The organism is Gemmatimonadota bacterium, from assembly GCA_016720805.1.
Classification (GTDB): domain Bacteria; phylum Gemmatimonadota; class Gemmatimonadetes; order Gemmatimonadales; family GWC2-71-9; genus Palsa-1233.
This window is the reverse complement of the sequence record JADKJZ010000007.1, coordinates 55,876-75,765: the sequence shown is the minus strand read 5'-3', so window position 1 is coordinate 75,765 and position 19,890 is coordinate 55,876. Positions and strand designations below refer to the sequence as shown.

The 19,890-nt window shown below is 68.3% G+C and carries 14 protein-coding genes; 2 read left to right on the top strand and 12 right to left on the bottom strand.

Annotated features, from left to right (window positions below):
- Positions 1-119: 119 nt before the first annotated feature.
- A complete protein-coding gene (locus IPP98_07865; protein ID MBL0179025.1) occupies positions 120-1,502 on the top strand; it encodes an aspartate aminotransferase family protein in 1,383 nt (460 codons plus the stop codon).
- Between the two features lie 48 nt (positions 1,503-1,550).
- Here IPP98_07865 and IPP98_07860 read toward each other — a convergent pair whose 3' ends face one another.
- The 12 genes from IPP98_07860 to IPP98_07805 form a co-directional block, all read right to left on the bottom strand.
- A complete protein-coding gene (locus IPP98_07860; GenBank protein ID MBL0179024.1) occupies positions 1,551-4,040 on the bottom strand; it encodes an ABC transporter permease in 2,490 nt (829 codons plus the stop codon).
- A 75-nt stretch (positions 4,041-4,115) separates the two neighbouring features.
- On the bottom strand, positions 4,116-6,809 hold the full coding sequence (locus IPP98_07855; GenBank protein ID MBL0179023.1) for an ABC transporter permease: 2,694 nt from the start codon (positions 6,807-6,809) through the stop codon (positions 4,116-4,118).
- A gap of 3 nt (positions 6,810-6,812) precedes the next feature.
- Complete coding sequence (locus tag IPP98_07850) at positions 6,813-7,151, bottom strand: PadR family transcriptional regulator (GenBank protein MBL0179022.1); 339 nt, start codon at positions 7,149-7,151, stop codon at positions 6,813-6,815.
- A gap of 64 nt (positions 7,152-7,215) precedes the next feature.
- Positions 7,216-9,873 carry an ABC transporter permease gene (locus IPP98_07845; GenBank protein ID MBL0179021.1) on the bottom strand — a complete coding sequence of 886 codons (2,658 nt, stop codon included), beginning with the start codon at positions 9,871-9,873 and terminating at the stop codon, positions 7,216-7,218.
- Entirely contained in the window at positions 9,870-10,220 is a 351-nt protein-coding gene (locus tag IPP98_07840) for a PadR family transcriptional regulator (GenBank protein ID MBL0179020.1), read from the bottom strand. The genes IPP98_07845 and IPP98_07840 overlap by 4 nt, the downstream gene beginning before the upstream one ends.
- 87 nt (positions 10,221-10,307) lie before the next feature.
- Complete coding sequence (locus IPP98_07835; protein MBL0179019.1) at positions 10,308-11,306, bottom strand: serine/threonine protein kinase; 999 nt, start codon at positions 11,304-11,306, stop codon at positions 10,308-10,310.
- Positions 11,290-12,696: a PAS domain-containing sensor histidine kinase gene (locus IPP98_07830; protein ID MBL0179018.1), complete on the bottom strand. Its 1,407-nt coding sequence runs from the start codon at positions 12,694-12,696 to the stop codon at positions 11,290-11,292. Before IPP98_07830 ends, IPP98_07835 begins: the two co-directional genes overlap by 17 nt.
- Before the next feature lie 3 nt (positions 12,697-12,699).
- Positions 12,700-14,061: a sigma-54-dependent Fis family transcriptional regulator gene (locus tag IPP98_07825; protein ID MBL0179017.1), complete on the bottom strand. Its 1,362-nt coding sequence runs from the start codon at positions 14,059-14,061 to the stop codon at positions 12,700-12,702.
- Positions 14,062-14,071: 10 nt separating this feature from the next.
- Positions 14,072-14,737 (bottom strand): ABC transporter ATP-binding protein, encoded by a 666-nt coding sequence (locus IPP98_07820; protein ID MBL0179016.1) that lies wholly within the window; start codon positions 14,735-14,737, stop codon positions 14,072-14,074.
- A gap of 9 nt (positions 14,738-14,746) precedes the next feature.
- The gene (locus tag IPP98_07815) at positions 14,747-17,221 is read right to left on the bottom strand and encodes an ABC transporter permease (protein ID MBL0179015.1); all 2,475 of its coding nucleotides are present in this window, start codon (positions 17,219-17,221) and stop codon (positions 14,747-14,749) included.
- Between the two features lie 19 nt (positions 17,222-17,240).
- Positions 17,241-17,951: an ABC transporter ATP-binding protein gene (locus IPP98_07810; protein ID MBL0179014.1), complete on the bottom strand. Its 711-nt coding sequence runs from the start codon at positions 17,949-17,951 to the stop codon at positions 17,241-17,243.
- 53 nt (positions 17,952-18,004) lie between these two features.
- The gene (locus IPP98_07805; protein MBL0179013.1) at positions 18,005-19,150 is read right to left on the bottom strand and encodes an HlyD family efflux transporter periplasmic adaptor subunit; all 1,146 of its coding nucleotides are present in this window, start codon (positions 19,148-19,150) and stop codon (positions 18,005-18,007) included.
- Between the two features lie 379 nt (positions 19,151-19,529).
- On the opposite strand from IPP98_07805, the gene IPP98_07800 reads away from it, so the two are divergent.
- The gene (locus IPP98_07800) at positions 19,530-19,883 is read left to right on the top strand and encodes a PadR family transcriptional regulator (protein ID MBL0179012.1); all 354 of its coding nucleotides are present in this window, start codon (positions 19,530-19,532) and stop codon (positions 19,881-19,883) included.
- Positions 19,884-19,890: the final 7 nt, after the last annotated feature.

Sequence of the window (19,890 nt, the reverse complement as noted above, 5' to 3'; positions counted from 1 at the left end):
ATCGGCAAATGCGCCGATGCGCACCGATTCACGACATGTCGTCCTGGGCGTTCCAATTGCGCATCTGGAATGGGAGCCCATTTTTCCGTGCTGACCCTTCACCCCGACGAACCGAGCCCATGACCGCACCCTCGCTGCAGGACCACGACACCACACGACTCCTCCAGGACGCGGCGGCCCGCGCGTCACGGTATCTCGAGGGTCTCGACGCCCGCCCGGTCGCGCCCGATGCAACGGCCGTCGCCCGACTGGGTGAACTCGACGAACCAATGCCGGCGACCGGCACCACGCCAGCCGCCGTGCTCGCCCGCCTCGACGCGATGGTCGCACCTGCGACGATGGCGATGGCGGGGCCGCGCTTCTTCGGCTTCGTGATCGGTGGGGCACTGCCGGTCAGCGTGGCGACCAATTGGCTCTCGACGGCGTGGGACCAGAACACTGGACTGTACCGTGCCACCCCGGGCACGGCCGTCATCGAGCGCGTCGCCCTGCGATGGATGGCCGAATTGTTCGGCTTTCCGCCAGATACCGCCGGGGCGTTCGTCACCGGGGCCACGGTCGCGAATCTCTGTGGTCTCGCCGCAGGGCGGCATCGCGTGCTCGCCAACGCCGGCTGGAATGTGGAGGCCGATGGTCTTTTCGGGGCACCGCCGATCACGGTGATCGTCGGCGAGGAGGTGCATCCCACGGTGCTCAAGGCGCTCGGGCTCCTCGGTCTGGGCCGTGACCGCATCGTCCGCGTCCCGGTCGATGGCCAGGGGCGGATGATCGCCTCGGCGCTCCCCCCGATCAGCGGGCCGACGATCGTGGTGGCGCAGGCCGGCAACCTCAATACCGGCGCCTTCGATCCGCTTCCGGCCATCATCGCGCACGCGCACGCCGCTAGGGCATGGGTGCACGTCGATGGGGCGTTCGGCTTGTGGGCGGGTGCGGTGCCGGCGCTGGCGCACCACGTGGTCGGCATCGACGCCGCCGACTCGGTGGCGACCGACGCGCACAAGTGGCTGAACGTTCCCTACGACAGCGGCATCACCTTGGTGAAGGATGGAGAGGCACTGCGCGCCGCGATGGCGGTGACGGCGTCGTATCTCCCGACGGCGAGTGAGGAGCGCAATCCGTCAGACTATACGCCGGAGCTCTCGCGACGGGCGCGCGGCGTTGATGTCTGGGCGGTGCTGACGTCACTCGGCAGGGAAGGGCTTGCGGCGATGATCGCTGGGACCTGTGCTCATGCGCGCCGTTTCGCCAAGGGGCTGGAAGCGGCGGGCTTCGAGATTCTGAACGAGGTGGTGCTCAATCAGGTACTGGTCTCGTTCGGCTCGCCGGAGCAGACGCATCGGGTGATCGCGGCGGTACAGGAGGAAGGCACCTGCTGGGCCGGTCCGACGTTGTGGCAGGGGAAGACGGCGATGCGGATCTCGGTGTCATCGTGGGCCACCACGCCGGACGACGTGGATATGAGTGTGGCGGCAATCACCCGGGTCGCGCGCGCCGTACGATGACCAGTGACGGGAACTTCGGCGCCGTGCCGAAGTTCCCGTCTGCCGAGCCTATTCGTACCGCAACGCGCGGACGGGGTCGAGCCGCGATGCGCGCACCGCGGGCACCAGCCCGGCGCCGAGCGCAACCACCGCAAGTGCACCAGCGGACGCTGCAAGTACGACCGGATCCGTGCCTTGCAACTGAAAGAGCAGCGACTGGGCGGCCCGTCCAATACCTATCGCCGCCAGCAGTCCGACGCCCCCGCCGATCAACGTCATCATGCCCACCTGTCGCAGCACCATGGTCCGGACGCGGGCGGGATCGGCGCCCAGCGCCATCCGGACGCCGAACTCCCGCGTGCGTTGCGCGACGGTGAAGGCGAGCACGCCATAGAGGCCGATGGCGGCCAGCAGCGTCGCGAGCAGCGCGAACGTCAGCGAGAAGAGCGAGACAAGCCGGTCAAGGAAGACATTCTCGCGAATCTGCTCGGGCATGGTGCGCAGCTCCTCGATCGGAAGGTTCTCGTCGAGCCCCTTGATGATTCGCGACAGCACCGGGAGCAGGGCCTTCGGGTCACCACCGGTCTTCACATAGAAGGCGAGCGCGCCCGCTTGCTGATTCTGTGGGTAGGGCGTGAAGAAGAGCGGCGGAATCTCCGTCTTCACATTGCTGTACTTGGCATCCTGCACCAGTCCGACGATCTCGATGTCGAGGCTGTCGTTGCCGCTGTCCATGCGGCGGCCGACCGGATTGGCCCCGAGATTGAACTTCTTCGCGAAGGCCTGGTTCACCACCGCCACCTTCGGCGCGCCGAGGACGTCGGCACGGTTGAACTCGCGGCCGGTGATGAGCGGGATCCCGACGGTGGCAAAGTACCCGGGCCCCACGGTGTTGACGCGCGAGTTGTTGTCCACGTCGGGGCCTTTCGGGAAGCCCTCGACCCCGACATCGGTGCCCCAGTTGCTGCCGGCCAGCAGGGGCACGGTCGCCCCCGCCACGCTGGTTACCCCGGGGATGGCCGTCACCGCGTCGATGACGCGCTGGAAGAACTGTTGCGAACGCTCCGAGGTGTAGCCATTCAATTCCGGGGAGAGGCCGAAGGTCACGACATGATCCACCTTCACGCCGAGGTCGAGGCGCGTGATGTTGGCCAGACTCTTGGTGAACAGCCCGGCCGATGCCAGCAGCGCCATGGCCAGGCCGATCTGGCCGGTGGCGAGTGCCGTGCGCCACCGGGCCGCGGCACGGCCGCCGGAGGTCTGGCCACCCTGTTCGCGGATCGAGGCGATCAAGTCCGGGCGCGTGCCGTGCAGAGCCGGGAAGAGGCCGAAGAGCACCGCGGTCAGGAGACTGAGTGCCGCCGTGAAGCCGATCACCGTGGGATCCAGGTTGGCCTGGAAGGTCGCCGCGGCGTTTTCAGGCATCACGGCTTGCAAGGCGCGGAGAGTCAGCAGGGCGACGCCAAGCCCGACCACTGCCCCTGCGCCGGCCAGCAACAACGACTCGGTCAGCAATTGGGAGAGCAGTTGCCGTCGAGTGCCGCCGAGCGCCAGACGAACCGCCATCTCACTCGAGCGCGCCGCGCCCCGGGCGAGTAGCAGATTGGAGATGTTGGCACATGCGATCAGCAGCACGAGCAACGTGACCCCGAACAGCATGGCCAGCGGGGTCGTCGTCTCCGAGCGTACCGAGCTCTGCCCGAGTGATCCCGGCGTCAGCACGAGCGGCTTCTTCCGGAAGTCGACCATCGTCTTGTCGCTCATCCCCTGCTGGAGGGCGGCTTCGACATTCTGGATGATGCCGCTGTACTTCGGATTGATGGCGGCCGACGCCTGCTCGAGCGAGACGCCCGGCTTCAATCGGCCGAAGAGGTAGGCCCAATAGGAGCGGCGATTGTCAAAGCCCTTCCAGCCCGGCTCCATCGTCCCGCGTTGGGTGATGGGGACGAAGACGCGCGGTGCGAGCCCCAGGGTGGTGCCTCGGAAACCGCGCGGTGCGACGCCGACGACCTCGAGCGACTGCCCGTTGACGACGATGATCTTCCCGATGATGCTCGGGTCGGAGCCGAGCGTGCCTTGCCAATACTCGTGACTGAGCACCGCGATTCGCCCGTCGCCCGGATTGGCGGCGTCCTCCGGACCGATCAGCCGGCCGAGTTGCGCGGCCAGGCCAAGCACCGGGAAGTAGGAACCCGACACGAGGAGGCCATCCGCGCTCACCGTCTGCCCCTGCGCCGAGATGTTGGCGGAGAATCCGACGTGGGCCGCGATGCCGGTGAAGGAGGTCTGCTCGCGTTGCAGGTCCTGAAACATCGGGTAGGAAAACACCTCGTCGCATTCGCCAATCTGGCTGCACGACTGCGATCCCGGATTCGGGCCCGGTGCCTTGAACGAGACCAGGCGGTCGGCCTCAGGGACCGGCAGGGGGCGGAGGAGCATCTGGTCGACGACCGAGAAGATCGCCGCGTTGGCGCCGATCCCCAGCGCCAGCGAGGCGATGGCAATGCTCGTGACGAATGGGCTCTTGCGGAGATGTCGCAGGGCGAGTCGAAAATTCACCAGGGGGATCCTGAAGGAGTCAGCTGGATAAGACGCATGGCGGGCCGCATTGGTTGCAGCCCGCGACGCGGCGACTCAGTCGGCTCGAAGCGCAATTACCGGATCCGTCCTGATGGCGCGGAGCGTTGGCAGTCCGCTCGCGAGCAGGCCAAGCAGCGCAACGAGGCCGGCCACGCCACCCAGCACGACGGGGTCGGTCGGACTGATCTCGTAGAGGAACGCGGTCAGGACCCGTGTCCCCGCGAGCGCGCCGGCGATGCCGAGCCCGATGCCGAGGGCCACGAGACGAAGCGACTGACCGATGACCAACCCACCGATCTGCCGGCCGCTCGCTCCGACGGCGATTCGGACGCCGATCTCGCGCTCCCGTTGCCCGACGACATACGCGATCACGCCGTAGAGGCCGACCGCACTCAAGACCAGCGCCATGGCGGCAGCCGCCGCCAGGAGCGTGAGCATGAAAGTCCGATTGGCCATCGACTCGGCCACCAGCTCAGTCATGGGCCTCGCGGCGGATGCGGGCACGGTCGGGTCGATCTCCGCCAAGGCCTGCGTCACGAGGCGTTGCAGCGTCAACGGCGTGACCGTCGGTGCCTTGATGACCAGGAAAACGTTGAGCGGCACGTTGTTCGTTGGCGCGCTGTCCGGGGGGGCGATCGAGAAGTACGCAATCTCGCCCGGCGGGGTCTCGAGGGAGTTGCCATGGACCTCACCGGTGACCCCGACGACGCGATCCCAGCCTCCGCTGCCGCAGCACTGGATCGGCTGTCCGATCGGATCCTGGTCTGGCCAGAGTCGGTGCGCGAGCGCGGGCGACACCACGACCCCGCCGATGCGGCGGGTCACTTCGCCCCAGTCGGGAGACTGTCCACGCACGGAGATTCCCATGGTCGCGAAATATCCTGGCGAAACCTGCAGCAGCGGAATGCAGCGGCCGCGCGCGGCCTGCGGTCCCTCGGCGCGCGACGAGACGCCGGTACACCCGATGTCACCGGCGAGCGGCAGTGCCTCTGCATAGCCGACCGATCGGACCCCCGGTGCCGCCTCCAGCCGCTCGGCAAGGCGTCGGTACAACAGCGCGGCGGATTCGTAATCCTTGTACACCACCGGCGAGAGCGCCAGCGACAGGGTGGTCACGCCGGCCGGCGAGAACCCTGGATCGACCGCGCGCAACCGCATGCCACTTCGGATGAGCAGTCCCGCCCCGGCCAGCAACATTACCGTGAGCGCAACCTGTCCGACGACGAGCAGGTTCCGGATCGCCAGCCGTCTACGCGACGCCGTGAGGCTGCGCGAGCCCTCGCGCAAGGTCTGCGGATCGGTCGAGGCGTGCGCCATCGGGATCATCCCGATGACGATGGCGATCACGCCGGCGATCGTGGCCGAGAGCAGCCATCCTTCCCAGGCGAGATGCAATTCGGTGAGCCGGGGGAGGGTCCCTGCGGCGAGCGCCGGGATCAGGCGAAGCGTCAGCAGGGTGAGCCCGAGGGCCCCGAGTGATCCCAGACCGACGATCACCATTCCCTCGGTCAGGAAATGCGCCGCCAGGGCGCTACGCGAGGCGCCCAGCGCCGTTCGCATCGCCGTCTCGCGCCGGGTGGCTTCGGCGCGCACGATCACCAGGTTCACGACGTTGGCCACCGCAACGACCAGCACCAGCCAGACCGCGGCAAAGAGGATCCAGAGCGCGCGCGCGACGGAGCCCCCGACGATCTCGTCACGGAGCGGTGCGACCGCCGTGCGGAAGCCCGAGTTGCGGATCCAATGGTTCGGGTACGCCGATGGGAAGAGCTCGTCCATGCGGGCCACGAGCGGGACGAGCTGCGCCTCGGCGTCGGCCGCCGTGAAACCGGGCCGGAGTCGCGCGACGGCGTTGCGCACGTGGTTGTTCATGGGCTGCGCGGCCGGATCGATGTGGTCAGGCAACCAGAGATCGACCTGACGATCGGGGAGCGAGGCGCCCGGCGGCGTGACGCCGACGATCTCGCGCGACGTCCCGTCAACGGTCAGCATGCGACCAATCACACCGGGATCACCACCGAACCGGCGCATCCAGTAGCCGTGGCTCAAGACGACGACCGTCGCCGGCCGTGCCAGATTGTCCTCGGGCCGCAGCACGCGGCCGAGCGCGGGGGCGATCCGCAGGGTGGGGAAGATGCTCGCCGAGACGTTCGCGGCGACGACGCGCTCCGCGCGCACCGTCCCCTCGCCCGGGATCGTGACCTCCCAGGCGCGATAGAGTGCCATGTCCTCGAAGGCCCGGACGTTGGCCTTGTAGTACGGCAGCTGGTGTCGCGCGATGCCCCAGACATCATCGATCTTCGGCATGGGCGAGGAGAGGAAGACGAGGCGGTTCGCGTCCGGAAACGGCAGCGCGCGCAGCACCACGGTCTGGAGCAGCGTGAAGGCGACCGCGGTCGCGGCGATCCCCAGACCCAGCGTGAGCACGGCGGGGACTGTGAACGCTGGCTGGCGTGCCAACCGACGGAAGGCCAGGCGGACTTCGTGACCGAGGACGCGCAGTTGGTCCTGCGTCCCGCGCCGGCGGTGGATCCGCTCGTCGATGAGCCGCAATGAGGCACGCGTCGCGCCGAGGTCGCCGAACTCGGCGAGCGCCTGGGCACGCGCGGCCTCGGGCGTCAGGCCGCTGTCGACGAGCGCCTGGGTCCGCTCCTCGACGTGAAAGGCGAGCTCGTCATTGATGTCGGCCGCGATATCCGGGCCGCCGAAGCGGAGGTAGCGACGCCAGGCGGGAATCGAGGGTGCCATCGGTCAGGCCCTCGCCGGTGCGGCCATGACCTTCGCGACGGCGACGACGTACCGGTCCCAGTTCCGGGTCCGCTTCCGCAATTCGCCGCGGCCTGCCGTGGTGAGTCGGTAGAACCGTGCGCGCTTGCCGCGCTCCGAGATGCCCCATTCGGCGTCGACCCAGCCACGCTCCTCGAGCCGATGCAGCGAGGTATACAGCGCTCCGTCCAGGATGCGGAAGGTGCCGTCAGACCCCTCCTCGACCCATCGGGCCACCGCGTAGCCGTGTCGGGGGCCGTGACTCAGCGCCCGGAGGACGAGGACGTCGAGCGTCCCCTGAAAGAGTTCGAGTTCGTCGGGCATGGCATTCCCTCACATGGTGATACCATCAATGATGAGGGAATACGCCAAAGGGTTGCAGCCGGTTTCACTCGGTCCGGATCGCACGAACCGGATCGGTGTGGGCCCCGCGCCGGGCCGGCAGCCAGCTGGCGACGAAGCCGACGCCGCCGAGCACCGCGACGGCCAGCAGGAGCGTCAGCGGGTCTCCGGGTTCGACGTCGTAGAGGATGGCCCGCATGACCCGGGTGCCGAGCAGCGCACCGACCCCGCCCACCGCCAACCCGAGGCCGATCACGGCCATCGCGCCGCGTTGCACCATCGCCTGCACGCGCTGCGGCGCCGCGCCCAATGCGATCCGGATGCCGATCTCCCGCGTGCGCTGGGCCACCGTGTAGGCCACCACGCCGTGAATGCCGACCGCGGCGAGGAGCAGGGCGACGATCGCAAAGGTGGCCAGGACCACCATCACGAAGCGGCGATCCGCGATGGTGGCCGTGAGCCGTTGCTCCATGGTCAGGAAGTCGACGGGAAGGCGGGGATCGATCGCCTCGATGCGCTGGCGAACCAGCTGGGCCAGGTCGGCGGGCGCCCCGGCGGTCCGCACCACGAGGGTCAACCCATGCGCCCGCGCCGGCATCTGGGCAATGGGATACCACACTGCCGGCATGCGCTCGGCGGCGAGCGCGGCGTGGGGGATGTCGTCCACCACACCCACGACCGTGGCGTAGTCTTTCCCGCTGTCCTCGTCCATCCCGTACGGCCGGAGGAGCCGGCCGATCGGGGACTCGCCTGGCCACTCGCGCTGTGCCAGGGCCTGGCTCACCACGGCCACCGGCGCGGCGCCTTCACGGTCGCCGGCGGTGAAGAAGCGGCCGGCGATCAGGCGCATCCCCAGCGCCTCGAAGTAGCCATCGCTCACGACCCGGTAGACCGCGCTTCCCGTGTAGTCCTTGCCGGCGATCGGTGTCTTTCCGAGGACCTGGATCGCGCCATTGGGGCCGTTGTTCTCGAGCGGCAGCCGATTGCCCACGCCCACCGCGACCACCCCCGGCAATTCTCCGATCGCGGCAACGATGCGGCGGTGAACTTCCACGGCTTCCCGCCCCGTCGGATAGGAGGAGACCGGGAGATCAAGCGGCGTCGTCAAGACATGATCTGTGCGGAAGCCGGGGTCGATCGCGGTGAGTGAGGCGAAGCTGCGGATCATCAGTCCGGAACCGGCCAGGAGCACCACGGCAAGTGCGACCTCGACGGCGACGAGCATCGACCAGAGTCGGCGACTCCGTCGTGAGCCGCTGTTGCGGCCTCCCTCGCGCATGGCGTCGGCCGGACGAATCGACGAACCTCGCAGCGCGGGGAGAAGGCCGAACATTACCGAGGTCAACAGGGAGAGGATCACGGAGAAGCCGATCACCCTCGCATCGAAAGGCGCCATGCCGGCCGGCACCAGCCCCGCGGGGGCCATCGCCAGGAGGAGGCGTTGGAGGCCCAGCGCGACGACCAGACCGGCCGCACAGCCGAGAAGGCCGATCAGCACGCTCTCGGTGAAGACCTGCCGGATCAGGCGCCCCCGGCCGGCACCGATGGCGGACCGGATCGCCAGTTCGTGACTGCGGCCGGTGCCGCGGACCAGCAGGCTGCTGGCCAGGTTGGTGCACGCGGCGATCAGGAGCAGCGCCGACGCCGCGAGGATCAGGAGGAGGGGGCGCGCGCGCGATCCGGTCAACACCTCCTGGAGCGGCGTGATGGTCGCACCGGCGGCGTCGAAATCTCCGGGCGACGCGGCCCGCATCCGGTCGGTCAGGACGTCGAGCTCCCGCGTGGCCGCGAGCTCGGTCTGGTCATGCTTCAGTCGACCGACAACCGAGAAGTTGTGCCCCGTGCGACTGACACCCATGGAGTACAGCTCGACCGGATACCAGAGGTCCGCGTCCGCGGGGAAGGTCATTCCCGGCGGCAGGACGCCAATCACCTCGAAGTCGAAGTCGGTGCGGAGGCGCCTGGAGCCGAGGTCCTGCACTCCGCCCAAGTGCGTCTGCCAGAAGCGGTGGCTGACGACGGCGACCGGGGCGGCGCCGAGGCGGTGGTCGTCGGCCGAAGGCAGCCGTCCGAGGAGCGGTGTGATCGCCATGACAGGAAAGAATCCCGCCGAGACGGCCGCGGTCCGGATGTGCATCGGCCGGTCGGCCCCCAGCAATGTCCCTTCCGAGATGCTGTAGGCGGCGAGACCGTCGAAGCTGCGAGCCTGGTCACGCCAATCTGCAAAGTTCGGCCACGAGAGGTCGGACGTGCTGCCGCCGTCATGGCGTTCCTTCACGTCGACGAGGCGGTCCGGCTCGGCGAACGCCAGGGGGCGGAGCAGTACGCCATCGACCACCGAGAAGATGGCGGTGTTGGCGCCGATGCCGAGCGCGAGAGTGACGATCGCACCGAGTGTGAAGGCGGGCGACCGTCGCAGGATCCGGGCGGCGAAGCGGAGATCGAGCCAGAGGGCGCCGAAGCGTTCCTCGCGGGACTGGGCGCGGCGGGAGCGCCGGGTGATGGACACGCACTCATCGCGCACCCGCGTCACGTCACCGAAGGCTCGGAGTGCCTCCTCGCGTGCCGCGTCGGCGGCCCACCCGGACGCCACGAGTTCCTCGGTCCGGAGCGCGATGTGCCCCTCGATCTCCCGCGCCACGTCATCCCCGATCGGCTTCTGCCCCGACAGCGGCAAGGGGTCCAGCGGGTCGCGCCCGGTCACCCGATCGCCCCAGTCGGCCGGGCCTCCAGCGCCCGCGTCATCGCGGCGACATAGCGACTCCAGTGGCTGAGTTCAGTGCGCAGATGGCTCCGCCCTCCAGGCGTCAGGCGATAGACCTTCGCCTCGCGGCCCGTGGCGGTGGTCTCCCACTGCGAATCCACCAGCGCCTTCTCTTCCAGCCGTCGGAGGGCAGGATAGAGCGCTCCTTCCTCGACCGTCAGCGCATCGCCCGTCACGTGGCGGATCCAGCGCGAGATGGCGTAGCCATGGCTCGGGCCCCAGCTGAGGGTCTTGAGGATCAGCACGTCGAGCGTACCCTTGAGGAGCATCATCGGCGTTTGGGACATCGGGCCACCCATCAGTAAATGTGTAAGGCATAAGAGAATTAGGGGTATAGGACGAGGCGACCCCGCCCGGGGTTTCAGCGGTGGAAGTCAGCGCAACAGGAAGGCGAGCACGATTGCCAGCACGACCACCCCGCCAGCAATCAGCAGCGGTCGGCGCCGGCGGCGTCCGGCGGACGGCGTCGCCACGAAGTCGCCGCTCAACACCGCCGGGTCTTCCAGTGCGCGCACGACATCGGCCGCAAAGCGCGGGCGGTTGCGGGGCTCCTTCTGCAACAAATGATCGATCACCGCGGCGAAGGCACGGGGGACGTCATACCGCCGGGAGGCAACGGCTGGTGGCGTATGGACCACGTGCGACGCCATCACTTGTTGCGGTGAGAGCCCGTGGAAGGGTGCCGTCCCGGTCATCATCTCCCAGGCGACAATCCCGAGTGCGTAGAGATCGGCCCGGTGGTCCGTGTTCGGGTCGCCCGCCGCCTGCTCCGGGGCCATGTAGGCTGGTGTGCCGATCGCGATCCCCGAGGCCGTCATCGCCGCACCGTGCGCGCCGCTGATATGGCCCGTGCGACGGGAGGCCTGGGAGGCATTGAGCGCCTTGGCCACGCCGAAGTCCGTGACGACGGCCGAGCCGCCGGTCAGCAGGATGTTGTCGGGCTTGATGTCCCGGTGCACCACATCGTTGGTGTGCGCATACGAGAGTGCGCGGGCCACATCCTTCAGGATCGCCACCGCCTCCCGCACCGCGAGCGGACCGCGGGCCAGGCGGGCACGCAATGACTCGCCGTCGATGAAGGGCATGACGAAGTAGGGCAGCCCATCGACCTCCCCGGCACTCAGCACGGGGACAATGTGGGGATGCTGCAGCGCCGCTGACACGAGAATCTCGCGCTTGAAGCGTTCCACCGACACGGCCGCCGCCAGCTCGGCCGGGAGGACCTTGATGACGACCGAACGGTTGAGCGCCACGTCGCGCGCGCGGTAGACCGTGGACATGCCCCCACCCGTCAGCTGCTCCTCGAGTCGGAGACCGCCACCGAGCTCGCGCTGGAGCGCGTCGTGCGGGGACGAATCAGGAAGGTCGTTCACGTGGGGCGCCTCCGAGGTGCCGTGGTGCGGAGCGGTAGCTTCCGGATTGGAAGGCACCAGTGGACTCTCGTGCCTGGGTCTGCACCGGAATCCGGACGATCGCCCGACAGCCGGCGCGATCGGTCCGGTTCTCCAGCTGCAGCGTGCCGCCATGCGCTTCGGCGATGCGTCGGGAGAGCGCCAGTCCGATGCCGGAGCCGCCCGGCTTGGTGGTGTAGAACGGAACAAAGAGGTTGGCGGTCCCGGCGGCCAGTCCCGTGCCTTCATCCTCCACGATCAGTTCGACCTCGTCCGGTCGCAATGCCCAGCGGACTGACACCCCGCCCCCCGTTTCCTGCGACGCGTCAACGGCGTTCCGCACCAGATTGATGAGTAATTGATCCAGTTGGTCGCGGTCTGCCATCAGAGTCCTGTCAGGGCCGGCCTGGACGAGGATCGGCAACCGCCCCTCGAGCGACACGACCCGGCGCACCCAATCCCCGAGTTGCATCGGTGCCAGCACGGGCCGCGGGAGCCGAGCGAGTCGCGCATAGGCCGCGATGAACCGCCCCAGTGACTCGGCCCGCTGTTCGATCACGCCGAGCCCCTCACGGAGGTCGGCGTCACTCGCATCGCCTCGTGGTGACCGATCGACCAGACTTCGGAGCGACCCGGCGAAGCTGCGGATCGGCGCCAGCGAGTTGTTGATCTCGTGTGACAGCACCCGGATGAGCCGTTGCCACGCCTCACGCTCCTCGACCTGGAGCGCTCGGCGCACGTCGGTGAGCAGGACAAGCGTGTGCGCGCGGCCGTCCTGCCGGAAGCTGCTCCGACGCAGCTCCCACCGGTTGGCGTACGCGCCCCGTTGTTCGAGGACACGAGGCGTCTCGCCATCGAAGCAGTCCGCCAGCCCGAGGTCCGCCGCGTGCCGTCCGACCAGGCGTTCGGCGGGTTCGTCGAGCAGACGGGCACCACCCGGATTGGCAAAGACGAGGCGGCCCGATTCGTCCTCGAAGGTGAAGACCGCGGCGTCGATCTCCGCCATGACCGTCTGGAGCAGGGCCGTCGCCTCGATGACCCCGAGCCGTTGCCCCCGGAGCATGTCGGCCAGGGCATTGGTCTCGGCGTACAGGAGGCCGAGGTCGTCCTGCGGGTCGAGCGACCGCGCCCGGTGCGAGAAGTCACCCTCGCGCATCGCGGCGAGGAGATTCGCGATCGTCTGCAAGGGTCGGACGACCGCCGAGTGCAGCGCCGAAAGACCCAGTCCGAGCGAGGCAAGGATCGCGATCGTCGCCGTCCACCGGAACGCCAGGCTGCCGGGCTCCGTCCAGAGCAGGATCAGCGCGATACCTACCGCGGGAAGCGCTGCGAGCGCCGCCACCCCCACGAGTCGCCACGGTTGCGAGGCCATGCGCTACAGTCCGTACCGCTCCAGCCGACGGTACATCGCGCTTCGGCTGAGTCCGAGCGCCTTGGCTGCTTCGGTGACGTTGTGGCCGGTCCGCGCGAGCGCCTTCTGGACCAGGAGCTGCTCGACCTGCTCGAGTGTCATCTGGTCGAGCTGGCTGCTGCCCGCGGCGGCGGCGTTGAGCCCCAGGTCGGCGGTGCCGATCGTGGTGCCATCGGCGAGCAGTACCGCCCGTTCGATGGCGTGGTCCAGTTCGCGGATGTTGCCGGGCCACCCGTAGTTGAGCATCGCGGCCATCGCGTCCGGGGCAAAGCCGCCGATCGGCTTGCGATAGTGTGTCGCATGCCGAGCCAGGAAATGGGCCGAGAGCGGCGGAATGTCCTCGCGGCGATCGCGCAGGGCGGGAATCCGGATCTCGACGGTGTTCAGGCGATACAGCAGGTCTTCGCGAAAGCGCCCGCTGCTGACCTCGGTCGGCAGATCGGCGTTCGTCGCACTGAACACGCGCGTGGAGACGGTCCTGGTCCGCGACGAGCCGACCCGCTCGAATTCTCCGGTGTTCAGGACCCGGAGCAGCTTCGCCTGCTGACTCGGCGTGATGTTGGCGATTTCATCGAGGAAGAGCGTGCTGCGATCGGCGAGTTCGAAGCGTCCGATCCGGTCGCTCTTCGCATCGGTGAAGGCCCCCTTCAGGTGGCCGAAGAGTTCGCTCTCGAAGACACCCTCGGAGAGGCCACCGACGTTGACAGTGATCATGGGTCGCGCGGCCCGCTGACTGGCGAGGTGCAGCCAGCGCGCCGCGATTTCCTTGCCGACCCCATGCTCGCCAAGGATCAGCGCATTGGCATCCGAGGGCGCCACGCGCGCCATCAGTTTCGCGACGGCGCGCATCGCCGGCGACTCGGCGACGAGGTCAGGGGTGCCATCGCCACGCAGCAGGGCGTTCTCGCCCTCGAGCCGTTGGCCGCGTCGGAGCGCGGAGCCGAGTTCGACCTGCGTCCGGAGCAATGCGACGAGTCGCTGGTTGTCCCAGGGCTTCTCGACGTAATCGCGGGCTCCATGCCGCATCGCCTCCACGGCACCCTCCACGCTCCCGAATGCGGTCATGACGACGACAGGGAGGGTGGCGTCGAGCTGACGAATCTGCGTCAGCACGTCGAGCCCTTCCCGGCCCGAAGTCGTATCCCGGGTGTAATTGAGGTCCATCAGGAGGACGTCGAACTCTCCCCGTTCCAGCGCCGCGAGCACCGCGGCGGGCGAGGAGGCGCTGTCGACCGTGAATCCCTCTTGCCGAAGCAGGAGTCGGAGTGCCTGGAGAATGTCGGCCTGGTCGTCAGCGATCAGGATGCGGGGAGAGGGGAGGGGCATGGGAGGGAATCTACTCCGTCGCCAGCCAGCCATCCTTCAGGCGAATGACCCGGGTGCCGTACGCAGCATTCTCCGCCGAGTGCGTCACCTGGATGATCGTCGTGCCGTCGCGGTGGAGCGCCTGAAAGAGGGCCATGATGTCGCGACCCTGCTCGGAGTGCAGGTTCCCGGTCGGCTCGTCGGCCAGCAGCAGCCTGGGTTTGGCGATGACGGCGCGCGCCACCCCGACCAATTGCTGCTGACCGCCGGAGAGCTGCGATGGGTAGAGGTCCTTCTTGCCCACCATCTGGAAGCGGTCCAAGGTGTCGGCCACGATGGCCTGGCGTTCCCTCGCCGGAACGTTCCGATAGCTGAGCGGGACGTCAAGGTTCTCCGCGACGGTGAGGTCGTCGATCAGGTGATACTGCTGGAAGACGAACCCGATCGCGGTGCGGGCCAGGACGCCGCGAGCCTTCGGTGACAAGGCGTGGACCGGTTGTTCCCCGAGCCAGTACTCGCCAGTGAAGTCGCCATCGAGCAGGCCAAGGATGGAGAGCAAGGTCGACTTCCCGGCGCCGGACGGTCCCATGATGCTGACAAATTCGCCGGCCGCGATCGACAGGGTCAGCTGCCGAAGTAGGAAGGTCGGGGAGGGTCGCGTCGGGAGCGACTTCTCGAGGGCGACAAGGCGGATCATCGCGTCACCTCATTCCCCACGCAGGGCCTCGACCGGGTCGAGACGGGTCGCTCGGCGGGCCGGCAACCACGAGGCGAGCATCGCCACGGCCACCAGCAGCAGGGGAATGGCAACAAACGTGACGGGGTCCTGCGGCGAGACGCCGAAGAGCAATCGGTCGGCCGCGCTCAGCGCGGTCCCCGCATCCATCGCGCGGAGCAGCATCGTCATCAGGAAGGCGGCCACCAGGCCGATGGCAACGCCCGCGAGTGCGAGCCGCATTCCCTGGCGCATCACCATCTGGCGGAGGTCGCCCGGGCTGGCCCCGAGGGCCAGCCGCACGCCGAGCTCCTTGGTGCGTTGGGCCACCGTGTAGGCCATCACGCCGTAGAGGCCGAGGGCGGCGAGGCCCGCCGCCAGGAGGGAGAAGACGCTGAGCAGGACCATCGAGAAGCGGCGCGGCCCGGTGGTGTTCGAGACCAGCGCCTCCATGGTGTTGACGTTCGCAATCGCCACGTCAGGATCAATGCCGCGCAGCGTCTCGCGGACACCAGCCACGGCGGTGAGGGGATCGGCAACGGTTCGCACGACGAACGCCATCGCGCCGCCACCGTCCTGCGCCAACGGACGATACACCTGCACTCGTTTCTGTCCGTCGAGTCCCTCGTGCATCGTGTGCCCCACCACGCCGACGATGGTCAGCCACTGCGGCGTCGGGTCATCGGCGGAGACATTGCCGTAGTTGATGCGCTTGCCGAGAGCGCTCGCGCCGGGCCAGAAGGTGGCCGCCAGTTCCTCGTCGACGATCACCACCTCCTGACTGCCAACGCGATCCTGCGCCGTGAAGAATCGCCCTTCCTTCAGCGGCGCCCCGATGGTGGCGAGGTACTGCGGCGTCACCACCCGATAGTCACCCCAGGGTCCGCTGCCGTTCGGCGGCACCACGTGGCCCTCGACGGTGAACGACGACGTGCTGCCGTTGTTGGTGAACGGGAGCACCGACGTTGCCCCGACGGAGGTGACGCCCGGCAGCTCGGCGACTCCGGCGGTGGCGCGCTCGAAGAAGCCGAGCCGCAGGGTGTCGGTGGGATACTTCGCCGTTGGGAGGGCGATGTTGAAAGCGAGCAGATGGTCCGGCCGGAATCCCGGATCTACCTCGAGGAGGTGACGGAAGGAGCGCGCGAGCAGGCCGGCTCCAACCAGCAGGGTCAGGGCGATGGCGACGGTGCCGATCACCAGCCCGCGACGCAACGCGAGCCCGCTTCGGTCGCCCGCGGCCCCGCGCCCACCCTCCTTCAGGGCGTCATGCAGCACGGTGCGCGAAGCCTTCAGCGCGGGGGTCAAGCCGAACAGGACTCCGGTGAGGAGCGTGAGTCCGAGGGTAAAGAGCAGCACGCGGGCATCGAGGCTGATCGTGGCCGCAGGGGGGAGGTTGCTCTGATTCAACGACATGAGCGCCGGGACGCCCCAGAGCGCGATCAGCACGCCGACCACGCCGCCCGCCAACGCGAGCACCATGCTCTCGGTGAGGAGCTGGGCCACCAGGTCCCGCGGAGAGGCGCCGAGTGCCACGCGCACGGCAATCTCGCGCGACCGCGACGCGGCACGGGCCAGTTGCAGATTGGCCACGTTGGCACAGGCGATCAGGAGGACCAGCCCCACGGCGCCGAGCAGGACCAGCATGGCGCGGCGCATTCCCGCGGACGTGACCTGATCGCGGAGTGGTGCCACCGCGAGGTCCCAATCCGACGAGAGCGCGTCGGGCCGGTCGGCCTTCAGGCGGGCCGCCAGGGCGTGCATGTCGGCTTGCGCGGTGGCCAGCGCCACCCCGGGCTTGAGCCGGGCGGTCAGCCCCATGAATTCGTTGCCGAACGAGCCGGCGAGTGCGCCGGGCGAGAGGACCAGCGGCGCCCAGAGATCGATCGTCCGGTTCAGCATCGAGGTGAACGAGGGCGGCATGACGCCGACGATCTCGTAACTCTCGCCGTTGAGGAGCAGGTGCTGCCCGACCACCGCGGGATCGGCGCCCCGTTCCCTCCGCCAGAACTGATCGCTCAGCACCACGACGTGATCCGCGCCGGCCACCGATTCGTCCGCGCGGAGCCCCCGCCCGAGTGCTGCCGGGACACCATAGGTGGCGAAGTACTCCCCCACGACCCGAAGGGCCTGCAGGCGCGTCGCCTCGCCATTGCCGGTGAGCGTGGGCGCCCACCCCGTGACCGCGGAGACGGCACTGAAGGTGTTCGTCTGCTTCTGGTACTCGACGACACCGGGCGCGGAGACACCCGCAACGAGGTTGATCGAGGCGTAATAGTGGGCCATCGTCACCAGACGCTCGGGCTGATCGAATGGCAACGGACGCAACACCACCGCGTTGATCACCGAGAAGATCGCCGTGTTCGCCCCGATGCCGAGGCCGAGCGTGAGAATGGCGACCAGCGCGAAGCCAGGACTGCGCCGCAGCGTGCGCACCGCGTAGCGGAGGTTGTTCGCGAGCTGGCCCATGGTCGATGTGCTCCGACGGCTACGCGTTGGTGAGGGCGAGGGCCTGGTCGCCGACGACCCGACCATCGAAGAGGTGGATCGACCGATCCGCGTGCTTCTCGTAGCGCGCGTCGTGGGTCACCATGATGATGGTCGCGCCGCCGCGATGGAGTTCCTGGAGCAGTTGCATCACGGCCTCACCGTTGGTCGAGTCGAGGTTGCCCGTGGGTTCGTCGGCCAGCAGGATCAGCGGCTCGCCGGCCACCGCCCGCGCCACCGCGACGCGCTGTTGCTGGCCGCCCGAGAGCTGGGCCGGATAGTGCCGCACGCGGTGGCTCATCCCGACGCGCTCGAGCGCCGACATCACGCGGTCCTTCCGTTCCGCCGGTGCCATGCCGCGGTAGGTCAGCGGCAACTCGACGTTCTCGTACACGGTGAGGTCGCCGATGAGATTGAACGCCTGGAAGATGAAGCCGATTTCGCGATTGCGGATCCGGGCCCGATCGGCCGGCGAGAGCTGGGCGACCGGCTTCTCGTCCAGCCAGTATTCGCCGCCGGTGGGCGTGTCGAGCAGCCCGAGCAACGACAGCAGCGTCGTCTTGCCACACCCCGATGGGCCCGAGATGGCCACATACTCGCCGCGCTGGACCTCGAGGTGGACCTCGGAGAGGGCGTGAGTCTCGACCTCGTCGGTATAGAAGACCTTCTGGAGTCCATCCAGGCGAATCAGGGGTTGCGCAGGGGGCGTCATGGGCTCTCCGGTGTGAGACGATGGTCCAGGAAACGGCGTTCAGGCAATCAGGGTTACTTCACGCGCACGCGATCGACAGCGTCGAACCGCGACATGTCCGACAGGATGACCCGGTCACCGGCCTGCAGTCCCGACACGATCTCCACGGCGTTGGCCGAGGTGCGGCCGAGCTTGACCTGGACTCGCGTCGCCTCGTTGCCATCCGCCGAGAGCTTGAACAGGCCGATGGTGGCGTTGGCCTGGCCATAGGTCGGTCGGCCCACGTGCAGCACCTTGCCGAGCCGCTCGATCTCGATGGTGCCGTCGATGCTCAGGTCCGGTCGGGCGCCCTTGGGGAGCGAGTCCAGGAGGGCGACATCGACCGAGACCATCCCGCCGGTGGAGGAGGGGTCGATTCGTGAGACGCGTCCACGGACCAAACCGTTGCGCGTGTCGATGACCGCCGACTGGCCGATGGCGACGTCCCGGGCCTGATTCTCCTGGACGCGCAGCACCGCCTTGAGCCGTTCCGGCTGGACGACCTTGGCGATCGTGGTCCCGCTGGTCGCGAACTGGCCGACTTCCAGCGGCAGCTCCTGGAGCACGCCGTCCGCGCCTGCCCGGACCGTCATCGCCCCCGCGAGCGAGCGTTGGAACTCGACCACGGCCTTGAGGCGGGCGACCTGTTCCCGCTGCACGGCCAATTGGGCCGGGATGTTGTCGGTGAAGATCGCGAGGCGCTGCCGCTCCAGTCCGAGACGCTCGGTCAGGTCCTCGGCGAGTTCCTTCGCCTTGGCGGCATCGAAGACGGAAATCAGCTGTTGGTCGATGAGCGACTTGCTGGCTTCGGCATTGCGGACGGCATCGAGGTAGGCCGCCCGCGTCTGCGCGACCACGCCGGCCTGGGTCAGGCGCTGGGTCTCGAGGGTGACCTGCAGCGAGACCAGCTGCGACTGGGCATCGGTGAGCTGGCGTTCCGCCTGCAGCAACTGGATCTCGACGTCGGGATTGCTCAGCTCCATCAGGATCGTTCCGGCGGTGACCCGTTCGCCGGGCTGGACGAGCTTCTTCTCGACGCGGCCAGGGGCCACGGCCGAGATCCACCGGATCTGTTCGGGAACCAGCGATCCTGGCGACCGCACCTCGCGGACCATGGCGCCGGAGACGACCGAATCGATCGAGAGCGTGGGACGTTCTGCCGTCGGGGCGGCGGGCTTCATCCGGGCCACGAGGATGATCAGGGCGAGCACAATGACGCCGCCGCCGATGAGTCGGTTGCGTCGAGTGGTATTCGGCTGCTTGGCGCGGGCGACGTCCACGTCAGTGTCCTGGGCAGAGGAGGTGCGGTGCCGGCGGTATCCCGGCGAGTGGACTGCGGTATAGGAAAGAACTGTGCCGAAACAGATGCCGCGGGCGCCGTGGCTAACTCGTTGTCACCGCGCCACATCGGGTCGATGCGACGGGCCGGCCCACGCGGTCGTGTCCGAAAGTGGGAAAGCGGGTCCCACGAGCGGCACGGGGACGGCGGGCCGAATCCACCCTTGACGGGTGCGCATTCCCGCCGGTATCTCTCACCTTAGCACATACGGGGAGAGTACCATGTCGAAGCTTGCCGAGCCAGTCCTGCCGCTGCTCAAGGGGACGCTCGATTTCCTGATCCTGAAGGCGCTGTCCTTCGGACCGATGCACGGCTACGGCGTGTCGTCGTGGCTCGAGCAACAGTCGGGGCAGGAGATCACCATCGACGACAGCGCGCTGTACCAGTCGCTCCAGCGGATGGAGGGACGCGGCTGGCTGACGGCGGAATGGGGAACGACGGAAAACAACCGTCGCGCGCGGTACTACTCCATCACGCGCACGGGGCGGGCGCACCTGCGCGCCGAGACGGAGACCTGGCTGCGCTACACGCGCTCGGTGACGTCGATCCTCTCGCTCACCAGCCGACTGGCCTGAGGAGGAT